This is a genomic window from Aromatoleum sp. (genome assembly GCF_032027225.1).
GTDB lineage: Bacteria > Pseudomonadota > Gammaproteobacteria > Burkholderiales > Rhodocyclaceae > Aromatoleum.
The window spans coordinates 59,387-79,390 of the sequence record NZ_JAVSMM010000007.1; the positions used below are offsets into that span (position 1 = coordinate 59,387).

Annotated in this window: 14 protein-coding genes; 9 read left to right on the forward strand and 5 right to left on the reverse strand. The window is 68.9% G+C overall.

Annotation, left to right across the window (positions count from 1 at the left end):
• The first annotated feature begins 22 nt into the window (after positions 1–22).
• The 6 genes from trpD to ROZ37_RS09880 all read left to right on the forward strand — a co-directional run bounded on the left by trpD (position 23) and on the right by ROZ37_RS09880 (position 7,604).
• Positions 23–1,054, forward strand: a complete 1,032-nt coding sequence (gene trpD, locus ROZ37_RS09855; RefSeq protein ID WP_312659159.1) for an anthranilate phosphoribosyltransferase — start codon at positions 23–25, stop codon at positions 1,052–1,054.
• Between the two features lie 7 nt (positions 1,055–1,061).
• The gene (trpC, locus tag ROZ37_RS09860) at positions 1,062–1,850 is read left to right on the forward strand and encodes an indole-3-glycerol phosphate synthase TrpC (RefSeq protein ID WP_312659160.1); all 789 of its coding nucleotides are present in this window, start codon (positions 1,062–1,064) and stop codon (positions 1,848–1,850) included.
• A gap of 142 nt (positions 1,851–1,992) precedes the next feature.
• Positions 1,993–6,066 carry a translocation/assembly module TamB domain-containing protein gene (locus ROZ37_RS09865; RefSeq protein ID WP_312659161.1) on the forward strand — a complete coding sequence of 1,358 codons (4,074 nt, stop codon included), beginning with the start codon at positions 1,993–1,995 and terminating at the stop codon, positions 6,064–6,066.
• 61 nt (positions 6,067–6,127) lie between these two features.
• Entirely contained in the window at positions 6,128–6,691 is a 564-nt protein-coding gene (msrA, locus tag ROZ37_RS09870) for a peptide-methionine (S)-S-oxide reductase MsrA (RefSeq protein WP_312659162.1), read from the forward strand.
• A 32-nt stretch (positions 6,692–6,723) separates the two neighbouring features.
• Complete coding sequence (locus ROZ37_RS09875; RefSeq protein WP_312659163.1) at positions 6,724–7,068, forward strand: FKBP-type peptidyl-prolyl cis-trans isomerase; 345 nt, start codon at positions 6,724–6,726, stop codon at positions 7,066–7,068.
• 77 nt (positions 7,069–7,145) lie between these two features.
• On the forward strand, positions 7,146–7,604 hold the full coding sequence (locus ROZ37_RS09880) for an Lrp/AsnC family transcriptional regulator (RefSeq protein WP_312659164.1): 459 nt from the start codon (positions 7,146–7,148) through the stop codon (positions 7,602–7,604).
• Positions 7,605–7,662: 58 nt separating this feature from the next.
• On the opposite strand, the gene ROZ37_RS09885 is transcribed toward ROZ37_RS09880, so the two are convergent.
• A complete protein-coding gene (locus ROZ37_RS09885) occupies positions 7,663–9,042 on the reverse strand; it encodes a sodium-dependent transporter (RefSeq protein ID WP_312659165.1) in 1,380 nt (459 codons plus the stop codon).
• Between the two features lie 774 nt (positions 9,043–9,816).
• Here ROZ37_RS09885 and ROZ37_RS09890 point away from each other — a divergent pair.
• Both ROZ37_RS09890 and ROZ37_RS09895 read left to right on the forward strand, forming a co-directional pair.
• A complete protein-coding gene (locus ROZ37_RS09890; protein WP_312659166.1) occupies positions 9,817–13,518 on the forward strand; it encodes an indolepyruvate ferredoxin oxidoreductase family protein in 3,702 nt (1,233 codons plus the stop codon).
• Positions 13,519–13,964: 446 nt separating this feature from the next.
• On the forward strand, positions 13,965–15,017 hold the full coding sequence (locus tag ROZ37_RS09895) for a Glu/Leu/Phe/Val dehydrogenase dimerization domain-containing protein (protein ID WP_312659167.1): 1,053 nt from the start codon (positions 13,965–13,967) through the stop codon (positions 15,015–15,017).
• Between the two features lie 52 nt (positions 15,018–15,069).
• Here ROZ37_RS09895 and ROZ37_RS09900 read toward each other — a convergent pair whose 3' ends face one another.
• On the reverse strand, positions 15,070–15,495 hold the full coding sequence (locus ROZ37_RS09900; RefSeq protein ID WP_409449950.1) for a YidB family protein: 426 nt from the start codon (positions 15,493–15,495) through the stop codon (positions 15,070–15,072).
• A gap of 147 nt (positions 15,496–15,642) precedes the next feature.
• A complete protein-coding gene (locus ROZ37_RS09905; RefSeq protein WP_312659169.1) occupies positions 15,643–15,924 on the reverse strand; it encodes a hypothetical protein in 282 nt (93 codons plus the stop codon).
• 78 nt (positions 15,925–16,002) lie between these two features.
• Between ROZ37_RS09905 and ROZ37_RS09910 the strand changes: the two genes are divergently transcribed.
• Entirely contained in the window at positions 16,003–17,391 is a 1,389-nt protein-coding gene (locus ROZ37_RS09910) for a fused MFS/spermidine synthase (RefSeq protein ID WP_312659170.1), read from the forward strand.
• Between the two features lie 28 nt (positions 17,392–17,419).
• On the opposite strand, the gene ROZ37_RS09915 is transcribed toward ROZ37_RS09910, so the two are convergent.
• Together ROZ37_RS09915 and ROZ37_RS09920 are read right to left on the reverse strand one after the other, a co-directional pair.
• Positions 17,420–18,328 (reverse strand): YihY/virulence factor BrkB family protein, encoded by a 909-nt coding sequence (locus tag ROZ37_RS09915; protein WP_312659171.1) that lies wholly within the window; start codon positions 18,326–18,328, stop codon positions 17,420–17,422.
• 316 nt (positions 18,329–18,644) lie between these two features.
• Complete coding sequence (locus ROZ37_RS09920) at positions 18,645–19,994, reverse strand: dicarboxylate/amino acid:cation symporter (RefSeq protein WP_312659172.1); 1,350 nt, start codon at positions 19,992–19,994, stop codon at positions 18,645–18,647.
• Between the last annotated feature and the right edge of the window lie 10 nt (positions 19,995–20,004).

A 20,004-nucleotide genomic window follows, 5' to 3' on the forward strand; every position in this document is an offset into this window, starting at 1 on the left:
CGGCCACTGCAAAAGGGACGTCATGACCATCACTGCGCAGGAAGCGCTGCAACGCACGATCGACCACCGCGAAATCTTCTACGACGAGATGCTGTCGCTGATGCGCCAGATCATGGCGGGCGAAATCTCGCCGCTGATGACCGCGGCGATCATCACCGGCCTGCGCGTCAAGAAGGAGACGATCGGCGAGATCACCGCCGCGGCGACCGTGATGCGCGAGCTTGCGACGAAGGTGACCGTCCCCGGGTCGGACCACAACTTCCTCGACGTCGTCGGCACCGGCGGCGACGGCGCGAACACGTTCAACATCTCGACGACGACGATCTTCGTCGCCGCCGCGGCGGGCGCGCGCATCGCGAAGCACGGCGGGCGCAGCGTGTCGTCGAAGAGCGGCGCGGCCGACGTCCTCGAAGCGCTCGGCGTCAAGCTCGGCCTCGCGCCGGAGCAGGTCGCCGAGTCGATCGAGGCGACCGGCATCGGCTTCATGTACGCTCCCGCGCACCACAGCGCGATGAAGAACGTCGCCGCGGTGCGCCGCGAGATGGGCGTGCGCACGATCTTCAACATCCTCGGCCCGCTGACGAACCCGGCCAGCGCGCCGAACACGCTGATGGGCGTGTTCCATCCCGACCTTGTCGGCATCCAGACGCGCGTGATGCAGCGCCTCGGCGCGAACCACGTGCTCGTCGTGTACGGCATGGACGGCATGGATGAAGTCAGCCTCGGCGCCGCGACGATGGTCGGCGAACTGAAGGACGGCGAGATCCGCGAATATCAGATTCACCCGGAAGACTTCGGCCTGCAGATGATGGGCACGCGCAACCTCGCGGTCGAGTCGGCGGAGCAGTCGAAGGAGACGCTGCTCGGCGTGCTCGACAACCGGCCCGGTCCTGCGCGCGAGATCGTGATCCTGAATGCCGGCGTCGCGCTCTACACCGCGAACGTCGTCGACTCGATCCCGGCGGGGATTACGCGCGCGCGCGAACTCATCGAGAGCGGCGCCGCGCGCGCGAAGCTCGACGAGTTCCTGACCTTCAACCGCAAGTTCGGCTGAGCGCGAGATGAGCGACATCCTGAACAAGATCCTCGCGGTCAAGCGCGATGAAGTCGCCGCCGGCAGCGCCGCGCGGCCGCTTGCCACGGTCCGGGCCGAAGCCGAAGCGCAGGCGCCGGCGCGCGATTTCGTCGGTGCGCTGCGCGCGAAGATCGCCGCCGGCAGCTCTGCGGTGATCGCCGAGATCAAGAAGGCGAGCCCGTCGAAGGGCGTGATGCGCGAGGACTTCCGCCCGGCCGAGATCGCGGTGCAGTACGAGCGTGCGGGCGCGGCCTGCCTGTCCGTGCTGACCGACCGGCAGTTCTTCCAGGGCGCGCCGATTTATCTGCAGGCGGCGCGCGCCGCGTGCGCGCTGCCGGCGCTGCGCAAGGATTTTCTCGTCGATCCGTGGCAGGTGTTCGAGGCGCGCGCGATGGGGGCGGACGCGATCCTGCTGATCGTTGCGGCGCTCGATCTCGACATGATGCGCGAGATGGAAGCCGTCGCCGAAAGCCTCGGCATGGCGGTGCTCGTCGAAGTCCATGACGCGGCCGAGCTCGACATCGCGCTCCAACTTCGCACGCCGCTCGTCGGCATCAACAACCGCAACCTGCGCACCTTCGACGTCAGCCTGCAGACGACGCTCGACCTGCTCGGGCGCGTCCCGGCCGAGCGCCTCGTCGTCACCGAGTCCGGCATCGTAACGCCGGACGACGTCGCGCTGATGCGCGCGAACCAGGTCCATGCCTTCCTCGTCGGCGAAGCGTTCATGCGCGTGCCGAACCCGGGTGACGGCCTGCGCGCGCTGTTCGGCTGAACGTTTTCTCGTCGCCCCACGCGGGTACGTCGTTCGCAGCATCGTCGTTGGAGGCCGGGAGTTCGGCGCGACACGGAGGAATCGGCGAGTGGGTAACGGGGCGCGGCGCAGCGACGGCCGGGGTGCTTGAGCGAAGATCGCGATGGAGCCGGCCGACATTCCCCTGACTAAGCGGCGCCCGTGGCGGATCGCGGGCGCGGTGCTGCTGGTCGTCCTGCTGGCGGTCGCGGTGCTGGCGCTGTTCGCCGGCTGGGTCGTGACGACCGAATCCGGATTGCGGTTCGCGGCCCGGACGGCCGAGCGCCTGACTGGCGGACAGGTAGTCTTCGAGGCGGCTTCCGGCCGTCTCGCCGGACCGCTGCGGATCGGCATGCTGCGTGTCGACACCGCCGACCTGCGCCTGCGTCTGCAGGACCTCTCGCTCGACTGGAACCCGGCGGCGCTGCTCGACCGCCATCTCGATATCGCCAGGCTGTCGGTCGGGGACGTCGTAGTCGCGACCCGGCCGACGGAAGCAGCGCCCCCTTCCGGCCCGCCCCAGACGCTTACGCTGCCCGTTTCGCTGTCGCTCGCGGCGCTCGAGGTCGGGCACCTCGCGGTCGTCGAATGGACCGCGGAACCCGCGCCCGAACCGGAGCCCGTCCCGCCCGTCGCCCCCGGCGTCACGTTCGAGCTGTCGGCGCTGACGGCGACGATCCGCAGCGACGGCAGCCGGCATCGCATCGACGGGCTGCGTGTGTCGCTGCCGTTCGGGCAAGCCGAGCTGGCGGGCGAGCTCGACGGCGGCGCGCAGCCTTTTCCGCTGAACGCTGTCGGCAGTCTGCGCGGCGAATTGACCGGCCACGCGTACGCGCTGAATTTCCGCGCCGATGGTGATCTCGTCGCGCCGCACGTCGTCGTCGATGCCGAGGGAGCCGGCCTTGCCGGCAGCGCGGATGTTCTCGCGGCGCCGTTCGACCCGGTGCCGCTGCGCCGTCTTCACGCTGCGCTCGGCGAGATCGACCCGTCGGCGTTCAACCCTGCCGCGCCCCGCGCCGCGCTGCGCGTCGAGGCGGATCTTGTGCCGGCCGCGGACGACGCGGCCGCACTCGTCGGTCCGATCACGATCGAGAACCGCCAGCCGGACACGGTCGACCGCGGCGGGCTCCCGGTCGAGCGGCTGGCCGCGCAGCTGCGCTGGACGCCCGCGGCGACCCGCGCCGACGCGCTGCTGATCGAGCTTCCGGGCGCTGGCACGATCAGCGGCGACGCGGCCTGGAACGCCGGCGGCGCACTCGGCCGTCTGGTGGCGAACCTGCAGCTCGCGCGCATCGATCCCGCGCGCCTCGACGCGCGGCTGCCCACCGCGGTCCTCGCCGGGACAGTCGAGGCAGCCGGAGACGAGTCGGCGCAGACCGCGAAGCTCGACATCGGAATCGGCGACGCGCGGGTGCGGGCGACCGGGGAGATGACGGCGACCCGAAACGGCGACGGAATTCGCCGGGTCGTCGCGAGCGGCGAGCTGGAGCGTTTCGATCCGCACGCGCTCGTCGCCGCGGCGCCCCGAGCGAGCCTGAACATGAGTTTCGAAGCGCATGCCGATCTCGCCGATCCGCTGCGGTACGACGTCGCCTGGAACCTGCGGCCGAGCCGCCTCGACGGCCGACCGGTGTCGGGCCGGGGCCGCGTCGAGGTCGAAGGGCAGCGCCTCGTCGACGGTGACGTCGATCTGATCGTCGCGGGCAATACCGGGCATTTGCGCGGGGCATGGGGGCGCGCGGGCGACAGTCTCGATTTTCGCCTCGACGCGCCGGCGCTCGCGGCGCTCGGCGACGAGTTCGGCGGCAGCGCGCGCGCCGAGGGGACGATCTCCGGCAGTGTCGAGCGGCCGGCCGGCACGCTCACGCTGTTCGCCGAGTCGCTGCGCCTGCCCGGCGGCCTGCGCGTCGCCGGTCTCAATGCCGAAGGCCGCCTCGCCGACGGTTTCGACGGGGACGTCCGATTGGCGCTCGGCCTCACCGGGCTGGGACGCGGCGAGGAAGCGAATCTCGTCGATGAGGCGACGCTCGCTATCACCGGCCGGGGCAACGCGCACACGATCGACCTCGTCGCGAGCGGGCTGGAGAAGGACACGGTGCGCCTGCGGCTCGAAGGCGGTCTGATCGGTTTCCGCTCGCCGACTGCGACGGCTGGCGATCGCGGCGGAGCCGACCGCGGTGCGCGGGCAGGCGCCGAAACTTCCGCAAGCCGGCGGGGCACCGCGACCCGCGGCAGGGCGACGCAGGCTGCAGCGGCGAGCGCCGTGACTTCGGACTCCGGCGGCGCGCTCGCGAACCTCGCATGGGAAGGCCGCCTGCTGTCGCTCGAAACGAGCGGCCGCTTTCCTTCGCGCCTGACCGCTCCCGCCGAGCTGCGCGCGGGCAGGGATCGCGTCGCGCTCGGCGCCGCGACCATCGAAGCGGGCGAGCGCGGACGCATCCGCCTCCACGCGACCGAATGGACGCCGGAGTCCATCGTCGCGCGCGGGTCGCTGACGGGCCTCGCGCTCGGACTCGTGCGCCGCGCCGACGGCAGCGCGCGTCGCGGGCCCGGACCGCTCGTGCTCGGCGCCGACTGGGATCTGAGGCTCGGTGAGACGGCCAACGGGACTGCGCGCGTGTTCCGCGAAGCGGGCGACCTGCGCGTCGAAGGCGAGATCGCCGCGCGGCTCGGCCTGGAGCATCTCGAAGCGCGCTTGAGCGTGCAGGACAACCGCCTCGCGCTGTCGTGGGACGCGCGCGGCGTCGAGCTCGGCGAGCTCGTCGGTTCGGCGACGGCGCTTGCCGAGCACGATGCGGCCGAAGGCTGGCGCCTCGCGCCGAACGCCGACCTGCTCGGTTCGGCGCGGCTGACGATGCCGTCGATCGCGTGGTTCGGCCGTCTGATGCAGGAGAACATCGTCACCGGCGGCAGCCTGGCGGCGGATTTCGCGCTCGCCGGCACGGCGGCGGCGCCGCGTGCGAGCGGCAGCATCGACGGCCGCGAGCTGTCGCTTGCGCTCGTCGACCAGGGCCTGCAGCTGTCGGGGGGCGAGTTGCGCGCCGAGTTCGACCGCGACGCGCTGCGCCTCGTGCGGCTCGAATTCGTGTCGCCGAACCGGGTGCGCCCGCGTGACAACCGCGTGCCGGTCGACCGCTTCACGCAGGAGCCGGGGCGCTTGTCCGCGGCCGGCGAAATCGCGCTCGACAGCGGGGCGGGCGAGTTCCGCTACGTCGCGGACCGGCTGCCGATCCTCCAGCGCCCCGACCGCTGGCTGATCCTCACCGGTGGCGGCACGGCGCGCAGCACCTGGACCTCGCTCGACCTCAATGCCGAATTCGCCGCCAACGCCGGCTACGTCGAACTCGCGGAAACGCCGCCGCCGAGCCTGTCGTCGGATGTCGTCGTCCTCGGCACCGAGGAACCGCAGAAGAAAGGCGGCTTCAAGCTCTCGGCCGATGTCGCCGTCGCGCTCGGCGACCACCTTTACCTGTCGGCGCTCGGCGTCGACACGCGGCTGACCGGCGATTTGCGGCTGCGGACGCGCGACGGCGAACCGCTCAGCGCGGTCGGCACGATCTCGACGGTGGGCGGCACCTTCCGCGGCTACGGCCAGAACCTCGCGATCGAGCGGGGGCGGATCAACTTCCAGGGGCCGCTGAACAATCCGGGGCTCAACATCGTCGCGCTGCGCAAGGGCCTCGCGGTCGAAGCCGGCCTCGCGATCGTCGGCAGCGCGCGGCGCCCGCAAGTGCGGCTGGTCTCGGAGCCGAACGTGCCCGATCCGGAAAAGCTGTCCTGGCTCGTGCTCGGCCGTCCGCCGACCGCCGGCAGCGGCGCCGACCTCGGGCTGCTGCTGCCCGCGGCGCAGGCGCTGCTCGGCGGGCCGGGCGGCGGCATGACCGACCAGATGTCGCGCAGCCTCGGTTTCGACCAGTTTTCGATCGGGCAGGGCGAACTCACCGGCGTCACGCGCAGTCCGACCAGCCGCGTGGTCGGTGACGGCACCGTCGTCACCGGCCAGGGAACTGTCAGCGGGCAAGTCCTGTCGCTGGGTAAGCGCCTGTCGTCCGACCTCTTCCTGTCTTTCGAGCAGAGCCTCGGCGGCGCCGAAAACCTCGTCAAGCTGACGTATCAGCTCACCCGCCGGGTGTCCGTCGTCGCCCGTGGCGGCAGCGATAATTCGGCGGATATCTATTACACGATCTCGTTCAGATAACCGGGAATCATGCTGCCCGACCGGAGTCAGAAGGGCAGCGGTTCCAAAGGAGGTGATCCGTATGACGGAACAGGAAGTGCCTGTGGTTTCTGAAACCGCCATCCTCGCGGGTGGCTGTTTCTGGTGTCTCGAAGCGGTGTTCAAGGATGTGGAAGGAGTGAAGTCGGTGACCTCGGGTTACATCGGCGGCCGCGTCGAATCCCCGTCCTATCGTCAGGTCTGCGACGGCGGGACGGGCCACGCGGAAGCGGTACGCATCGAGTTCGACCCCCAGGTGGTTTCCTACCGCGACCTGCTCGAGATCTTCTTCGTCATCCACGACCCGACGAGCGTCGACCGCCAGGGCAACGACGTCGGCACGCAGTACCGCTCCGCGATCTTCGCGACCAGCGAGGCGCAGCTTCACGACGCGCTCGCGCTGGTCGAGGAGATGGGCGAGATGCGCGTCTATCCGTCGGCGATCGTGACGAAGATCGAGATGGCCGAGACCTTCTGGCCGGCCGAGGACTTCCATCGCGACTACTACGCGCGCAATTCCGACCAGTCGTACTGCCAGTATGTCGTCGCGCCGAAGATCGCGAAGTTCCGCGAGAAGTTCGCGAACCGGCGCAAGCAGGGCGGGTAAAATCCGCGCCTTTACCTCGACAGGAGAATTGCATGACCCAGACCACCACCTCGAGCGGCCTCATCATCGATGACATCGAAGTCGGCACCGGCGCGACCGCCGAGAAGGGCAAGCGCGTGTCGGTGCATTACACCGGCTGCCTGACCGACGGCCGCAAGTTCGACTCGAGCAAGGATCGCAACGACCCGTTCGAATTTCCGCTCGGCGCCGGCCACGTGATCCGCGGCTGGGACGAAGGCGTGCAGGGGATGAAGGAAGGCGGCAAGCGCAAGCTGACGATCCCGCCCGAACTCGGCTACGGCGCGCGCGGCGCCGGCGGCGTGATTCCGCCGAACGCGACGCTGGTGTTCGAAGTCGAGCTGCTGAAAGTCTACTGATCGACGGACGCGTCGGTTGCGCCAGTGCGCCCCGGCCGGTGCGGACGCGGCGCGGCCCGACGCAACAGGGTGCGGATATGAAACTCGATCAGGCCCAGCGGCGCATCCTCGCGCAGCTGCAGCAGGATTCGTCGATCAGCACGCAGAACCTCGCCGAGAAGGTTGGCCTGTCGCCGTCGCCGTGCTGGCGGCGCGTTCGCGAAATGGAGGAGGCGGGGCTGATCCGCGGCTACGTCGCGCTGCTCGACCGCCACAAGCTCGGACTCGGCACCTGCGTGTGGGTGCGGGTCAAGCTGAAGAAGCACGGCGCCGACGTCCTCGACCGCTTCGAGAACGTCGTCAAGGGCTGCAATGAAGTCGTCGAGTGCTACGAGCTGCTCGGCGAAACCGACTGCCTGCTGAAGCTCTACCTGCCGAACCTCGAAGCGTTCTCGACCTTCATGCACGACTTCCTGCTGAAGCTCCCCGAAGTCGACGTGACGCATTCGAGCGTCGCGCTGCGCGAAATCAAGAACGAGACGGCGCTGCCGCTGTAGCACCGGGCGCCGCAGCTTCGCGGCACGTTCCGCCGCGCAGCGGCGCCCGCTTTCCCGCCTACAGGCTGCCCCAGAACACCGCGATCACGCCCGCGGGCGCGACGTAGCGCGCGAGCACGTTCCAGATCCCGAATCCGACCGGACCGAGGTCGAGGTCCTTGCGCACGCTCTCGCGGTCGAGGAACCACGCGACGAACACAATCGCGCCGAGGCCGCAGGCGGGGAGCATGAACTTGCTCGTCAGCTTGTCGAGAAGGTCGAAGATGTTCTGGCCGAAGATCAGGACGTCGCTCCACGCGTTGAAGGACAGCAGCGCGCCGATGCCGAGCGCCCAGGTCGCGAGGCCTGCGACGACGCTCGACGCGATGCGGCCCATCGGCGTGCGTTCCTCGAGCAACTCGACGACAGGTTCGAGCAGCGAGATCGACGACGTCAGCGCGGCGAAGATCAGCAGCGCGAAGAACAGCACGCCGAGGACGAGGCCGCCGGCGATCTTGCCGAACGTGAGCGGCAGCGTGACGAACACGAGGCCCGGGCCCGACGACGGGTCGAGGCCGTTCGCGAACACGATCGGGAAGATCGCGAGGCCGGCGGTCAGCGCGATCGTCGTGTCGGCGACTGCGACCGTGGCGGCGGCGCGCACGAGGTCGATGTCCTGGCGAAGATAGGAGCCGTACGCGATCATCACGCCCATCCCGAGCGACAGCGTGAAGAACGCGTGGCCGAGCGCGGCGAGCACGACGCCGCTGTCGAGCTTGCTCCAGTCGGGCGTGAAGAGGTAATCGACCGCCGCGCCGAAGCTGCCGGTCGTCGTGCCGTAGCCGACCATCACGAGCAGGATCACGCCGAGCGCGGGCATCATCAGCTTCGTCGCACGCTCGAGACCGGTCGACACGCCCATCGCGACAACGCCGACCGTCAGCAGCATGAAGACCGAATGCCACGCGAGGAGGCGGCCGGGGTTCGCGAGCAGGCCGGAGAACAGCGTCGCGGCCGAGTCCTTGTCGATGCCGGTGAAGGAGCCGGCGCCGGCCTCGGCGAGATACGCGAGCGCCCAGCCGCCGATGACGCTGTAGAAGGACAGGATCAGGAAGGCCGCGAGCGTGCCGCCCGCGCCGATCAGCACCCAGCCGCGTCCGCGGCCATTCGCCCGCGCGACCTCGGCCATCGTGTTGATCGGGTTCTTCTGGCCGCGGCGGCCGATCAGCCACTCGGCGATGATGATGGGCAGCCCGATCAGCGCGATGCAACCGAGATAGACGAGCACGAACGCGGCACCGCCGCTCTGCCCGACCATGTACGGAAACTTCCAGATGTTGCCGAGGCCGACGGCCGAGCCGACGGCCGCAATGATGAAGCCGATCCGCGACGACCAGTGGTCGTGTACTTTCACCGCGCCCATCGCGTGCGCCCCGCTTGCCGTTTCGATTGCAGCCATCTCAATGCCTCCCGCACACGGCAACGAAAAGCGCGGGAGCGGGCCGGCCGCGCACCGCGGCGGGATGTCGAACGTCGAGTTGCATGAGTCTCCTCCGATTGGCCTCGTAGGCATCGCGGGCAAGAGGAGGCTCCGCAGCGCGTTCGACGCGGGGGTGCCCGCGGCGTTCGCCAGCCCACGAAAAATCGTCTCCGCCTTGCATTTTTATATTCATCGCCGTCGTGGTCCGCCGATGAGGAGCGGAAATGTTAAGCAGCCGATTGCAGAAAATCTGTGCGAGTTCGCGCGCGGTTTTCGCGATTGGCGGAAAAAATTGTCGCCCTCACCCCGCAAGTCGCGAACTTGTTGCGCTCGGCTCTGCTGCGCCGCGCAAGGTCCGCCGCGGGCGTCTCGGGCGCGCGCGTCATTCTCGTCCGATGGCGGCGGCTTTCAAGCGCGGAATGTACGCATTGCGGCCGTCGCCGGTCCTTTCGCGGGGCGCCGAATCGTCGGCGGGCCGCGCCGGGAGGCAGGCGCCGCGGCGGATGTTGCGGTGCGTCCGCCGGGATCGGCGTGTTTTGGCTGAAAAGCGCGAAGGCGGGGAAATTTGTTCCTGAAAGCTCCCGAACTGGGCGCGAAGAAGGAAATTTTTTGCCGCGTTTTCTCCCTACGATGGCAATGCGTGCCGAATGCCGCGGGCGCGCGACAACACCAACCAAAGAGGAGACAACGTCGGCAGGCCGGACTCCGGCGCCACGAGCGCCGCGCGCGCCGGTCGGCGACGATTCGAACGCCATGGCACACACCACCTTCCCGACGACGCTTCGCCCCGTCTCGCTCGACGACAAATACACGGCGACCTCCGGCCGCGCGTACATGACCGGCATCCAGGCGCTGGTGCGCCTGCCGATCATGCAGCGACTGCGTGACAAAGCGGCGGGGCTCGACACCGCCGGTTTCGTCACCGGCTACCGCGGCTCGCCGCTCGGCAACGTCGACCACGAGTTCTGGAAGGCGAAGAAATACCTCGAGCCGCATCACATCCGCTTCCAGCCCGGCCTCAACGAGGACCTTGCGGCGACCTCGGCGTGGGGCACGCAGCAGGTGAATCTCGACCCGAACGCGATGTACGACGGCGTGTTCTCGATCTGGTACGGCAAAGGCCCGGGCGTCGACCGCAGCGGCGACGTGTTCCGCCACGCGAACGCGGCCGGCACGTCGAAGCACGGTGGCGTGCTCGTGATCGCCGGCGACGACCACGGCGCGAAGTCCTCGACGCTGCCGCACCAGACCGAGCACGTGTTCAAGGCGATGATGATGCCGGTGCTCGCGCCGGCCGGCATCCAGGACTACCTCGAATATGGCCTGCACGGCTTCGCGCTGTCGCGCTACTCGGGCTGCTGGGTCGCGTTCAAGGCGCTGACCGATACCGTCGAGACCTCCGGCTCGGTCGATATCGATCCGTTCAAGGTCGAGACGATCATTCCGACCGACTTTCCGCTCCCGGCGGACGGGCTGAACCTGCGCTGGCCCGATCCGCCGCTCGTGCAGGAAAAGCGGCTGATGCACCACAAGCTGTACGCGGCGCTCGCTTACTGCCGCGCGAACCAGCTCAACAAGACCGTCATCGACAGCCCGAACGCCCGGCTCGGCATCATCACGGCCGGCAAGAGCTACCTCGACGTGCGTCAGGCCTTCGAGGACCTCGGCATCGACGACGCGCTCGCCGCCGAGATCGGCATCCGCCTGTACAAGGTCGGCATGGTGTGGCCGCTCGAAGCCGAAGGCGTGCGCCACTTCGCCGAAGGGCTCGACGAGATCCTGGTGATCGAGGAGAAGCGCCAGTTCCTCGAATATCAGCTGAAGGAAGAGCTCTACAACTGGAACGAGAACGTGCGCCCGCGCGTGATCGGCAAGTTCGATGAGAAGGGGGAGTGGTCGCTCCCCCATGGGGATTGGATGCTGCCCGCGGCCGGCGACCTCACTCCGGCGATGATCGCGCGCGTGATCGCGGCGCGGATCGGGCGCTTCTACACGTCGGACAGGATTCGTGCGCGCCTCGCGTTCTTCGACGCCAAGGAGGCCGCGCTCGCGAAGCCGCGGCTGTCGATCGCGCGCGTGCCGCACTACTGTTCGGGCTGCCCGCACAACACCTCGACGAAAGTGCCCGAAGGCTCGCGCGCGCTCGCCGGCATCGGCTGCCACTACATGGCGACCTGGCTGTCCCCCGAATCGACGCAGACCTTCTGCCAGATGGGCGGCGAGGGCGTGGCCTGGGTCGGGCAGGCGCCCTTCACCAGCACGCCGCACGTGTTCGCGAACCTCGGCGACGGCACCTACATGCACTCGGGGATCCTCGCGATCCGCGCCGCGGTCGCCGCCTTCAATCACGGCCTTCCCCCCGCCCCCTTCCCGGGGAAGGGGGAGAGGAGCTGCTCGCCGCGCTCGCGACGGGACGTGGGCCCCGCCTTGGGGCGGCCCGGCGCCGGGGCCGGCATCACCTACAAGATCCTCTACAACGACGCGGTCGCGATGACCGGCGGCCAGCCGCACGACGGCACGCTGTCGGTGCCGATCATTGCGCAGCAGCTCGTGGCCGAAGGCGTGCACAACATCATCGTCGTCAATGACGGCACGCCGCGCGCGTACGGTCCGTCGGACCTGCCGCACGCCATTCCGATCCGCCACCGCGACGAGCTCGACGCGGTGCAGCGCGAGCTGCGCGAAGCGCCGGGCGTCACCGCGATCATCTACGACCAGACCTGCGCGGCCGAGAAGCGCCGCCGCCGCAAGCGCGGCAAGTTTCCCGACCCGGCGACCCGCGTCGTCATCAACGACCTCGTCTGCGAAGGCTGCGGCGACTGCGGCGACAAGTCGAACTGCATGTCGGTCGCCGCCGTCGAGACCGAGTTCGGCAGGAAGCGCACGATCGACCAGTCGTCGTGCAACAAGGACTACTCGTGCGTGAAGGGCTTCTGTCCGAGCTTCGTCACCGTCGAAGGCGGCCGGCTCAGGAAGGGCAAGGCGGCCGACGCGAGCGCCGACGCGTTCGCGTCGCTGCCCGAGCCGGTGCTGCCGGTGACCGCAGCGCCGTGGGGGATACTCATCACCGGCGTCGGTGGCACCGGCGTCGTGACGATCGGCGCGCTGCTCGGCATGGCCGCGCACCTCGAAGGCAAGGGCGTGTCGGTGCTCGACATGGCGGGCCTCGCGCAGAAAGGCGGCGCGGTGTGGTCGCACGTGAAGATCGCCGACCGGGCCGAGGACATCTTTGCCGCGCGCGTCGCCGCGGGGGATGCGAACGTCGTGATCGGCTGCGACCTCGTGGTGTCCGCGAGCGACGAATCGCTGGCGAAGATGCGCACCGAGCACACGCGCGTCGTCATCAACCGCGACCAGACCAACACCAGCGAGTTCGTGCGCGGCTTCGCGGCCCAGGCGCGCAGCGGCGACGTCGCGAAGCACCCGGACCCGCAGTTCCCCGCCGGCTCGATGGAAGCGCAGATCGCCGACGCCGTCGGCAGCGGCAACGTCGAGTTCCTCGAAGCGTCGCGCCTCGCAACCGCGATCCTCGGCGACGCGATCGGGACGAGCCTGTTCATGCTCGGCTTCGCGTGGCAGCGCGGGCTCGTGCCGCTGTCGCGCGACGCAATCCTGCATGCGATCGAGATCAACGGCACCGCGGTCGAGGCCAACAAGGCAGCCTTCCAGTGGGGCCGCCGGGCGGCGGTCGATCCGGGCGCAGTCGAGGCCGCCGCGAAGCCGCCGCACGGCACGCCCGAGCACCACAAGCTGTCGGCGTCGCTCGACGAGGTGATCGCGCGGCGCAAGGCTTACCTCGTCGACTATCAGGATGCCGCGTACGCCGAGTGCTACGCGCAACTGGTCGAGCGCGTGCGCGCAGCCGAGCAGAAGGTCGCGCCGGGCAAGACGCGGCTCGCCGAGGCGGTCGCGCGCGGCTACCACAAGCTGCTCGCCTACAAGGACGAGTACGAAGTCGCGCGGCTCTACACCGCAAGCGACTTCGTCAAGCGCATCGAGGAGCAGTTCGAAGGCGACTACAAGCTCGTGTTCCACCTCGCGCCGCCGGCGCTCGCCGAGCGCGACCCGCAGACCGGCGAGCCGAAGAAGAGGGCGTATGGGCCGTGGATGCTGAAGGCGATGCGGATGCTCGCGAAGATGAAGGGGCTGCGCGGCAGCGCGCTCGACCCGTTCGCGCGGACGCACGACCGCAAGCTCGACCGCCGGCTGATCGCCGACTACGAGCGCGTCATCGAGGAAGTCCTCGCAAAGCTCGACGCCGCGAACCACGACACCGCGGTCGAGCTCGCGCAGCTCCCCGAGCAGATGCGCGGCTTCGGCCCCGTGCGCGAACGTTACGTCGCGAATGCGAAGAAGCGCGAGGCGACCTTGCTCGACGCGCTGCGCAACGGCGGCGGCGCGACCCCGTCGGCCGCGCGGGGCGAACGCAGGACGATCCAGGTCGTCCCCGCGTAGCGGTGTTGTCGGCTTTCGCTGCGCTTCGTCCGACCTACAGGAGCAGCGCGGCGCGCTACTCTCGCCCCCGGCGGTCGGTGGTCGGCGTGAGCGCTGCGAATGACGTCGGACGACGGGTTGCTCCCCCCGTAGGTCGGGTGAGAGGCAGCGAAGGCCGACGTCCGACAGCTTTGGCGCCTCGCGTAACATCGCTCGACGCCGGCCGGTCCAGCCGGCCGCGTAGCCGAACTGGCGCAGCGACGGTCGAAGTCGGACGGGTTTCCGACGCGGCATGTAACCTCACTCATGCCGGCCGGTCGAAGCAGATGAAGGACGCTGGAATGCAGCAGGTCCCGTCGGGCGGACACCGGGCAAGACCGATTTCCTGCGGCGCCTCGGTCCGCCACTGTCACAAGCGGTGAAGGACGGAGGCGCCGCGCCCCTTGAGACCGATGAAGGAGAAACTTGTGAGCGTATTTTCCAACCGCGATTTCGCCGATCACGAGCAGGTCGTGTTCTGCAGCGACGATCGGAGCGGCCTGAAGGCCATCATCGCCGTGCATAACTCGAATCTCGGGCCGGTGCTCGGGGGTTGCCGCATGTGGCCGTACGCGAGCGAGGACGAGGCGGTTCGCGACGTGTTGCGGCTGTCGCGCGGCATGACCTACAAGTCCGCGATCGCGAACCTGAAGCTCGGCGGCGGCAAGTCGGTGATCATCGGCAACCCGCGCACCGACAAGACGCCGGAGTTGCTGAAGGCGTTCGCGCAGGCGGTCGAGCGTCTGCACGGTCGCTACATCGCGGCCGAAGACTCGGGCACCGGCGTCGACGACATGAAGTACATGGCGCAATTCACGCGGCACGTGTCCGGCGTCCACGACAAGCCGGCCGAGCACGGCACGCGCAGCGGCGACCCGTCGCCGTCCACGGCGTACGGCGTCTTCGTCGGCATCCAGGCGGCGGTCAGGGAGCGCCTGCTGCGCGACTCGCTCGACGGCCTGCGCGTCGCGGTGCAGGGGCTCGGGCACGTCGGCCTCGATCTCGCGCGGCGGCTGAAGGGCGCCGGCGCCGAGCTGTGGGTCACCGACCTGCAGCGCGAGCCGCTCCTCGCCGCGGGCAAGGAACTCGGCGCGACCGTCGTTGCGCCCGACGACATCTTCGGTCTCGACGTCGACGTGTTCGCGCCGTGCGCGATGGGCGCGGTGATCAACGACCAGACCGTGCCGCAGCTGAAGGCGAAGATCGTCGCCGGCGCGGCGAACAACCAGCTAGCGGAGCCGCGCCACGGCGCCGTGCTGATGGAGCGCGGGATTCTTTACGCGCCCGATTACGTGATCAACGCCGGCGGCATCATCGACGTGTATCACGAGCGGATCGGCAACTTCGACCCCGCGGCGCTCGCGCGCCACATCGAGGGGATCCACGACACGCTGCTCGAGGTCTTCGCGCGCGCCCGCAAGGAGGAGCGCCCGACCGGCGAGGTCGCCGACGCGATCGCCGAGGAGCGCTTCAAGCGCTGACCCTGCCTGCCCGGGAGCGGAACTTCGCCAGGCGGAGTGTCGCTCCCGGCGCTCAGCCGCGCAGGATCTTCGCCGCGAGTTCGGCGAAGCCGCCGGACAGCGCATCGCCTTGCGGGACGCGGCCGTCGGGCGTGAGCTGATCGATCAGCCGCGGCAGGATCAGCGCGAGTTCGCTAGCGGCTTCCTGGCGCGGGACTCCGACCTGGCTCGCGACATCGTCCATGGTTTCCGAACCGAGCGCCGCAGTCAGCTGGTCGCCGTCGATGGCGACGTTCTGCCCGGTGCCGATCCACGACGCGACTGCGTCCGCGAGGCCGGCGGCACGGAATTGCTGCAGCAGTCCGTCGAGCCCTCCGGGGGTGTTGCGCACGAGGTTCACCGCCAATTCCAGCAGGCGCCCGCCGAGCCCCTGCTGTCCGCCGCCGAGCACGCTTCCGAGCACCTGACCGGCCAGTCCATCCAGCAATCCCATCTCCATCCCCTCGTGTTTGGCGAAAGTGGGCCGATTGTTGGCCGGCTCTCGCTGCGGGGCAAGGACGGAAGTGGAAACGAGAGGGTTTGTTACGTCTGCTGCCGCGCGGGAGGAGGGGGCTCGGGCCGTGCTGCGGCGCTGCCCACACGGGCGTCAGGCGTCCGGAGGGTGGTCGGCGTCCGTCACGGTCGCCTGTCTCTCGGTCCCGTATTTCCGCGGCATGCTTTCGTTCGCTCCGCCTTTCCCGCCGGCGTTTTCCGCGCGGCTGTCGTTGCCGACGATCTCTTCATCGGGCGCCCCGTTCCCAGCCGTGTCTTCGTCGTCCACGTGCAACTGCCCCGCATGTTTCGCCGCCGCGCGGCCGCCCAGATGCGCGATGACGCCGATGGCGGTGACGAGGAGGCCGAGCAGGACGGGGTGCAGGAGGTCGCGCATGAGGCGTAGTCTATCCGGCGGCCGGCGCGGCAGTCGCGCCGCGGGCCCTGTCACCTGCTTGCCGCTGTGGAACTGCCCATGAATCACTCATCGAAGCCCGTGCCGTCCGCGCTCCCCGTCATCGTGCTTTTCGCGACCGTGTTCGTCGAAGGGTTCTCGTCGCTCGGCGCGGAGATCATTGCGCTGCGGCGGCTCGTGCCGCACGTCGGCAGCTCCATCACGGTCACGGCGCCGACGATCGGGTTCTTCCTGCTGGCGCTGGCGCTCGGTTACCAGGCGGGCGGGCGCGTCGAGCGCGACTTTCTCGTCCGCGTGCGGCACAACTTCCTGCTCGCGGCGGCGATCATCGCCGTCGGGCTTGCCGGCCCGGTCGTCGACGCGCTGTTCGCGCATGTCCGCCCGGCGCCCCTCGCGTATCTGATCTTCATCGGCGCGGTGCTGTGCCCGATCGCATGGCTGCTCGGGCAGACGGTGCCGCTCTTGACGAACCTGCTGCGCGACGAACGGGTCGGCGCGCGCAGCGGCGCCGCGCTGTACTGGTCGACGCTCGGGTCGTTCCTCGGCTCGCTGTCCTTGTCGCTGCTCGTGATGCAATGGCTCGGCGTGTACGCGGCGGTGCTCGCGTGCACGCTGCTGTTGCTTGGCCTCGTTCCGTGGCTCGGCGATGCCCCCGAGACCCCGCGCTGGCGTGCGCTCCCGCGCATCGCCGCAGTCGCCATCGTGGCGGTCGGCTGCAACATCGTGCTGCCCCAGCAGATCGAGACCGCGTACGCGACCTATCGCACCGAGCGCGTCGCCGTGCCCGACATGGACGATCCGCGCGTGTTCTGGATCAACAACCAGGTCGCGTCGATGATTGACGACAGCGAGCCGCCGCGTTACACGCGTTACATCGAGCGGCTGCGCGAACTGCTCGTCGCCGAGCTCGGTTTTCGCGAGAAGCACATCCTCGTCCTCGGCGCCGGCGGCTTCACGCTGTCGCACCTCGAGCCGAAGAACGACTACGTCTATGTCGATATCGACCCGGCAATACGCGAGCTCGCCGAGCGCGAGTTCCTCGGCGAGAAGGCGCGCGGCCGCTTCGTCGCCGCCGACGCGCGCCGCTTCGTCACCGACACCGACGAGCGCTTCGACGCTGTGGTCGTCGACGCCTACAGCGCGCTGACGAGCATCCCGGCGCACCTCGTCACGCAGGAGTTCTGGCAGGGCACGCGCCGCGTGCTGCGGCCCGACGGCCTGATGTTCGCGAACCTGATCGTCGATTCGCGCCTCGCGACGCCCTATGCGCGCAACCTCATCGCGACGATCCAGTCGGTGTATGGCCCGTGCGCGGTCGAGATCCTGTTCCGCGACCGGCCGCTGTCGAACGTGCTGGTCCAATGCTTCGCCGGCCCGGCGCCGGTCGAAGTGCAGCCGTACACCGACGAGCGCAACCGCGCGGACGTCGACATCCTGCGCTCACGCTGACACCGCCCCCATCGGTCCCACTCTTGGATCACGATTCGGCTGATCGGGCGGCGCGCGAGGGGTTTGTCCCGCTCCCACGTCCCGCCGACTTCGAGCCTGCGCCCTTGGCGTACTCGTGCGTAAACTCGGCGCCGAGCAGAAACACGAGGCTCGAGTAATACACCCACACGATGACGACGACGAAAGTGCCGGCGGCGCCGAAACCCGACGCGAGCGCGCTCCTGCCGATGTAGAGGCCGATCAGGAACTTTCCGATCGAGAACAGCAGCGACGTCACCGCGGCGCCGATCCACACGTCGCCCCAGGCGATCTTCGCGCTCGGCAGGATCTTGTAGATCATCGCGAAGAGCCCGGTCACGACGGCGAAGGACACGAGAAAGTTCACCGCCTGCAAGGTCACTTCCCATTCGCCGAACCACGCTCCCCACCATTTGCCGAGCGCGGCGAGTGCGGCGTTGAGGAGCAGCGACACGATCAGCAGGAAGCCGACCCCGAGCACCATGCCGAACGACAGCAGCTGCGCGCGGACCAGGCCCCAGATCCCGCTGCTCTGCTTCTCCGGCGGCACTTTCCAGACGACGTCGAGGTCGGACTGCAGCTCCGCGAAGACGGTCGTCGCACCGACGACGAGGGTGATCATGCTGACGAGCGCCGCGATCGCCCCGCCTTCCGGGTCGCGCGACGCGTCCAGCACGCTGCGCACGCCCTCCGCCCCGGTCTCGCCGACCAGCCCGCCGACCTGCTCGACGATCGCGTCGCGCGCCGCGTCCTCGCCGAACACCAGGCCGGCGATCCCGATCGAGATCAGCAGCAGCGGCGCGAGCGAGAACATCGTGTAGAACGCGATGGCCGCACCCATGCTCGACGCGCGGTCGTCGATCCATGCGTTGACCGACTGCCTCGCGAGTACCCAGAGCTTTCCTGCCGACGCGCTCATGCCACTTCTCCGGGGGCAATTCCGGACGATGCGCAGCAAATCGTGTGCCGCTGCGACAGACGGCGGGGAACGGCGGCGCGGGGCTTGCGCGCGGAACGGCGGTCCGCACAGGAGGTGGCGTGAGTTCGGAGGGAGCGAGGGGCCGGCCTGGTCCGGGGCCGTCCCGGAGACGATGCGCCCGAAAGCGACTGCAGACGAGCATCGGATACGGGCGGCACGGATGAGCCCACAAAGCAAACGGCCCGGGGAAACCGGGCCGTGAACCGCCAGAGGCGGGAAAGCGCCATCGGCAGAATGCCGACGGCTGAAGCTGCGATCAGTGATGCTGGGTCGCGACGTGCGGCGCGTGCAGGTCCATCGCCGCGACGGCGTCGTCGAGCACCGCTTCGGGCACGTCCGCTTCGTCGTCCGTCTCGTTGGACAGCACCGCGTTGAGGCGCTTCTCGTCGAGGGCGTCACACCACTTCGCGACGACCAGCGTCGCGACGCTGTTGCCGACGAAGTTCGTCAGCGCGCGTGCTTCCGACATGAAGCGGTCGATGCCGAGGATCAGCGCGAGGCCCGCGACCGGCACGTTGCCGACCGCCGACAGCGTCGCGGCGAGCACGATGAAGCCGCTGCCGGTGACGCCGGCCGCGCCCTTCGATGTCAGCAGCAACACGAGGAGCAGCGTGATCTGGTGGCCGATGTCGAGCGGCGTGTTCGTGGCCTGCGCGATGAAGACCGCGGCCATCGTCAGGTAGATCGACGTGCCGTCGAGGTTGAACGAGTAGCCGGTCGGCACCACGAGGCCGACGACGGACTTCTGCGCGCCGGCGTTTTCCATCTTCGCCATCAGGCGCGGCAGCGCCGACTCGGACGACGACGTGCCGAGCACGAGGAAGAGCTCTTCCTTGATGTACTTGATCAGCTTGACGACGCTGAAGCCGTGCGCCTTCGCGATCGAGCCGAGGACGAGGAACACGAACAGCAGGCAGGTCAGGTAGAACGCGCCCATCAGCTGCGCGAGCTGCGCGAGGCTGCCGAGGCCGTGCTTGCCGATCGTGAAGGCCATCGCGCCGAACGCGCCGATCGGGGCGACTTTCATGATCACGCCGACGATGCCGAACAGGATGTGCGACAGGCGCTCGATGAAGTCGAACACCGGCTTGCCGCGTTCGCCGAACGCGTGCAGCGAGTAGCCGAATAGCAGCGAGAAGAACAGCACCTGCAGCATGTCGCCCTTCGCGAACGCGTCGACGACGGTCGCCGGGATGATGTTCAGCAGGAACTCGGTCGTCGTCTGCATCTTCCCGGGGGCCGCGTACTGCGCGATGGCGTTCGTGTCGAGCGTCGACACGTCCACGTTCATGCCGGCGCCCGGTTGCCAGACGTTGACGACGATCAGGCCGATGATCAGCGCGATCGTGCTGACGACCTCGAAATAGAGGATTGCAAGGCCGCCGGTCTTGCCGACCTTCTTCATGTCCTCCATTCCGGCGACGCCGACGACGATCGTGCAGAAGATGATCGGCGCGATGATCATCTTGATGAGCTTGATGAAGCCATCACCGAGCGGCTTCATCGCCGCGCCGGTCTCGGGGTAGAAGTGCCCGAGCAACACGCCGATCGTGATCGCGACCAGCACTTGAAAGTACAAACTCTTGAAAACGGCTTTTCTTGCCATACTCTTCTCC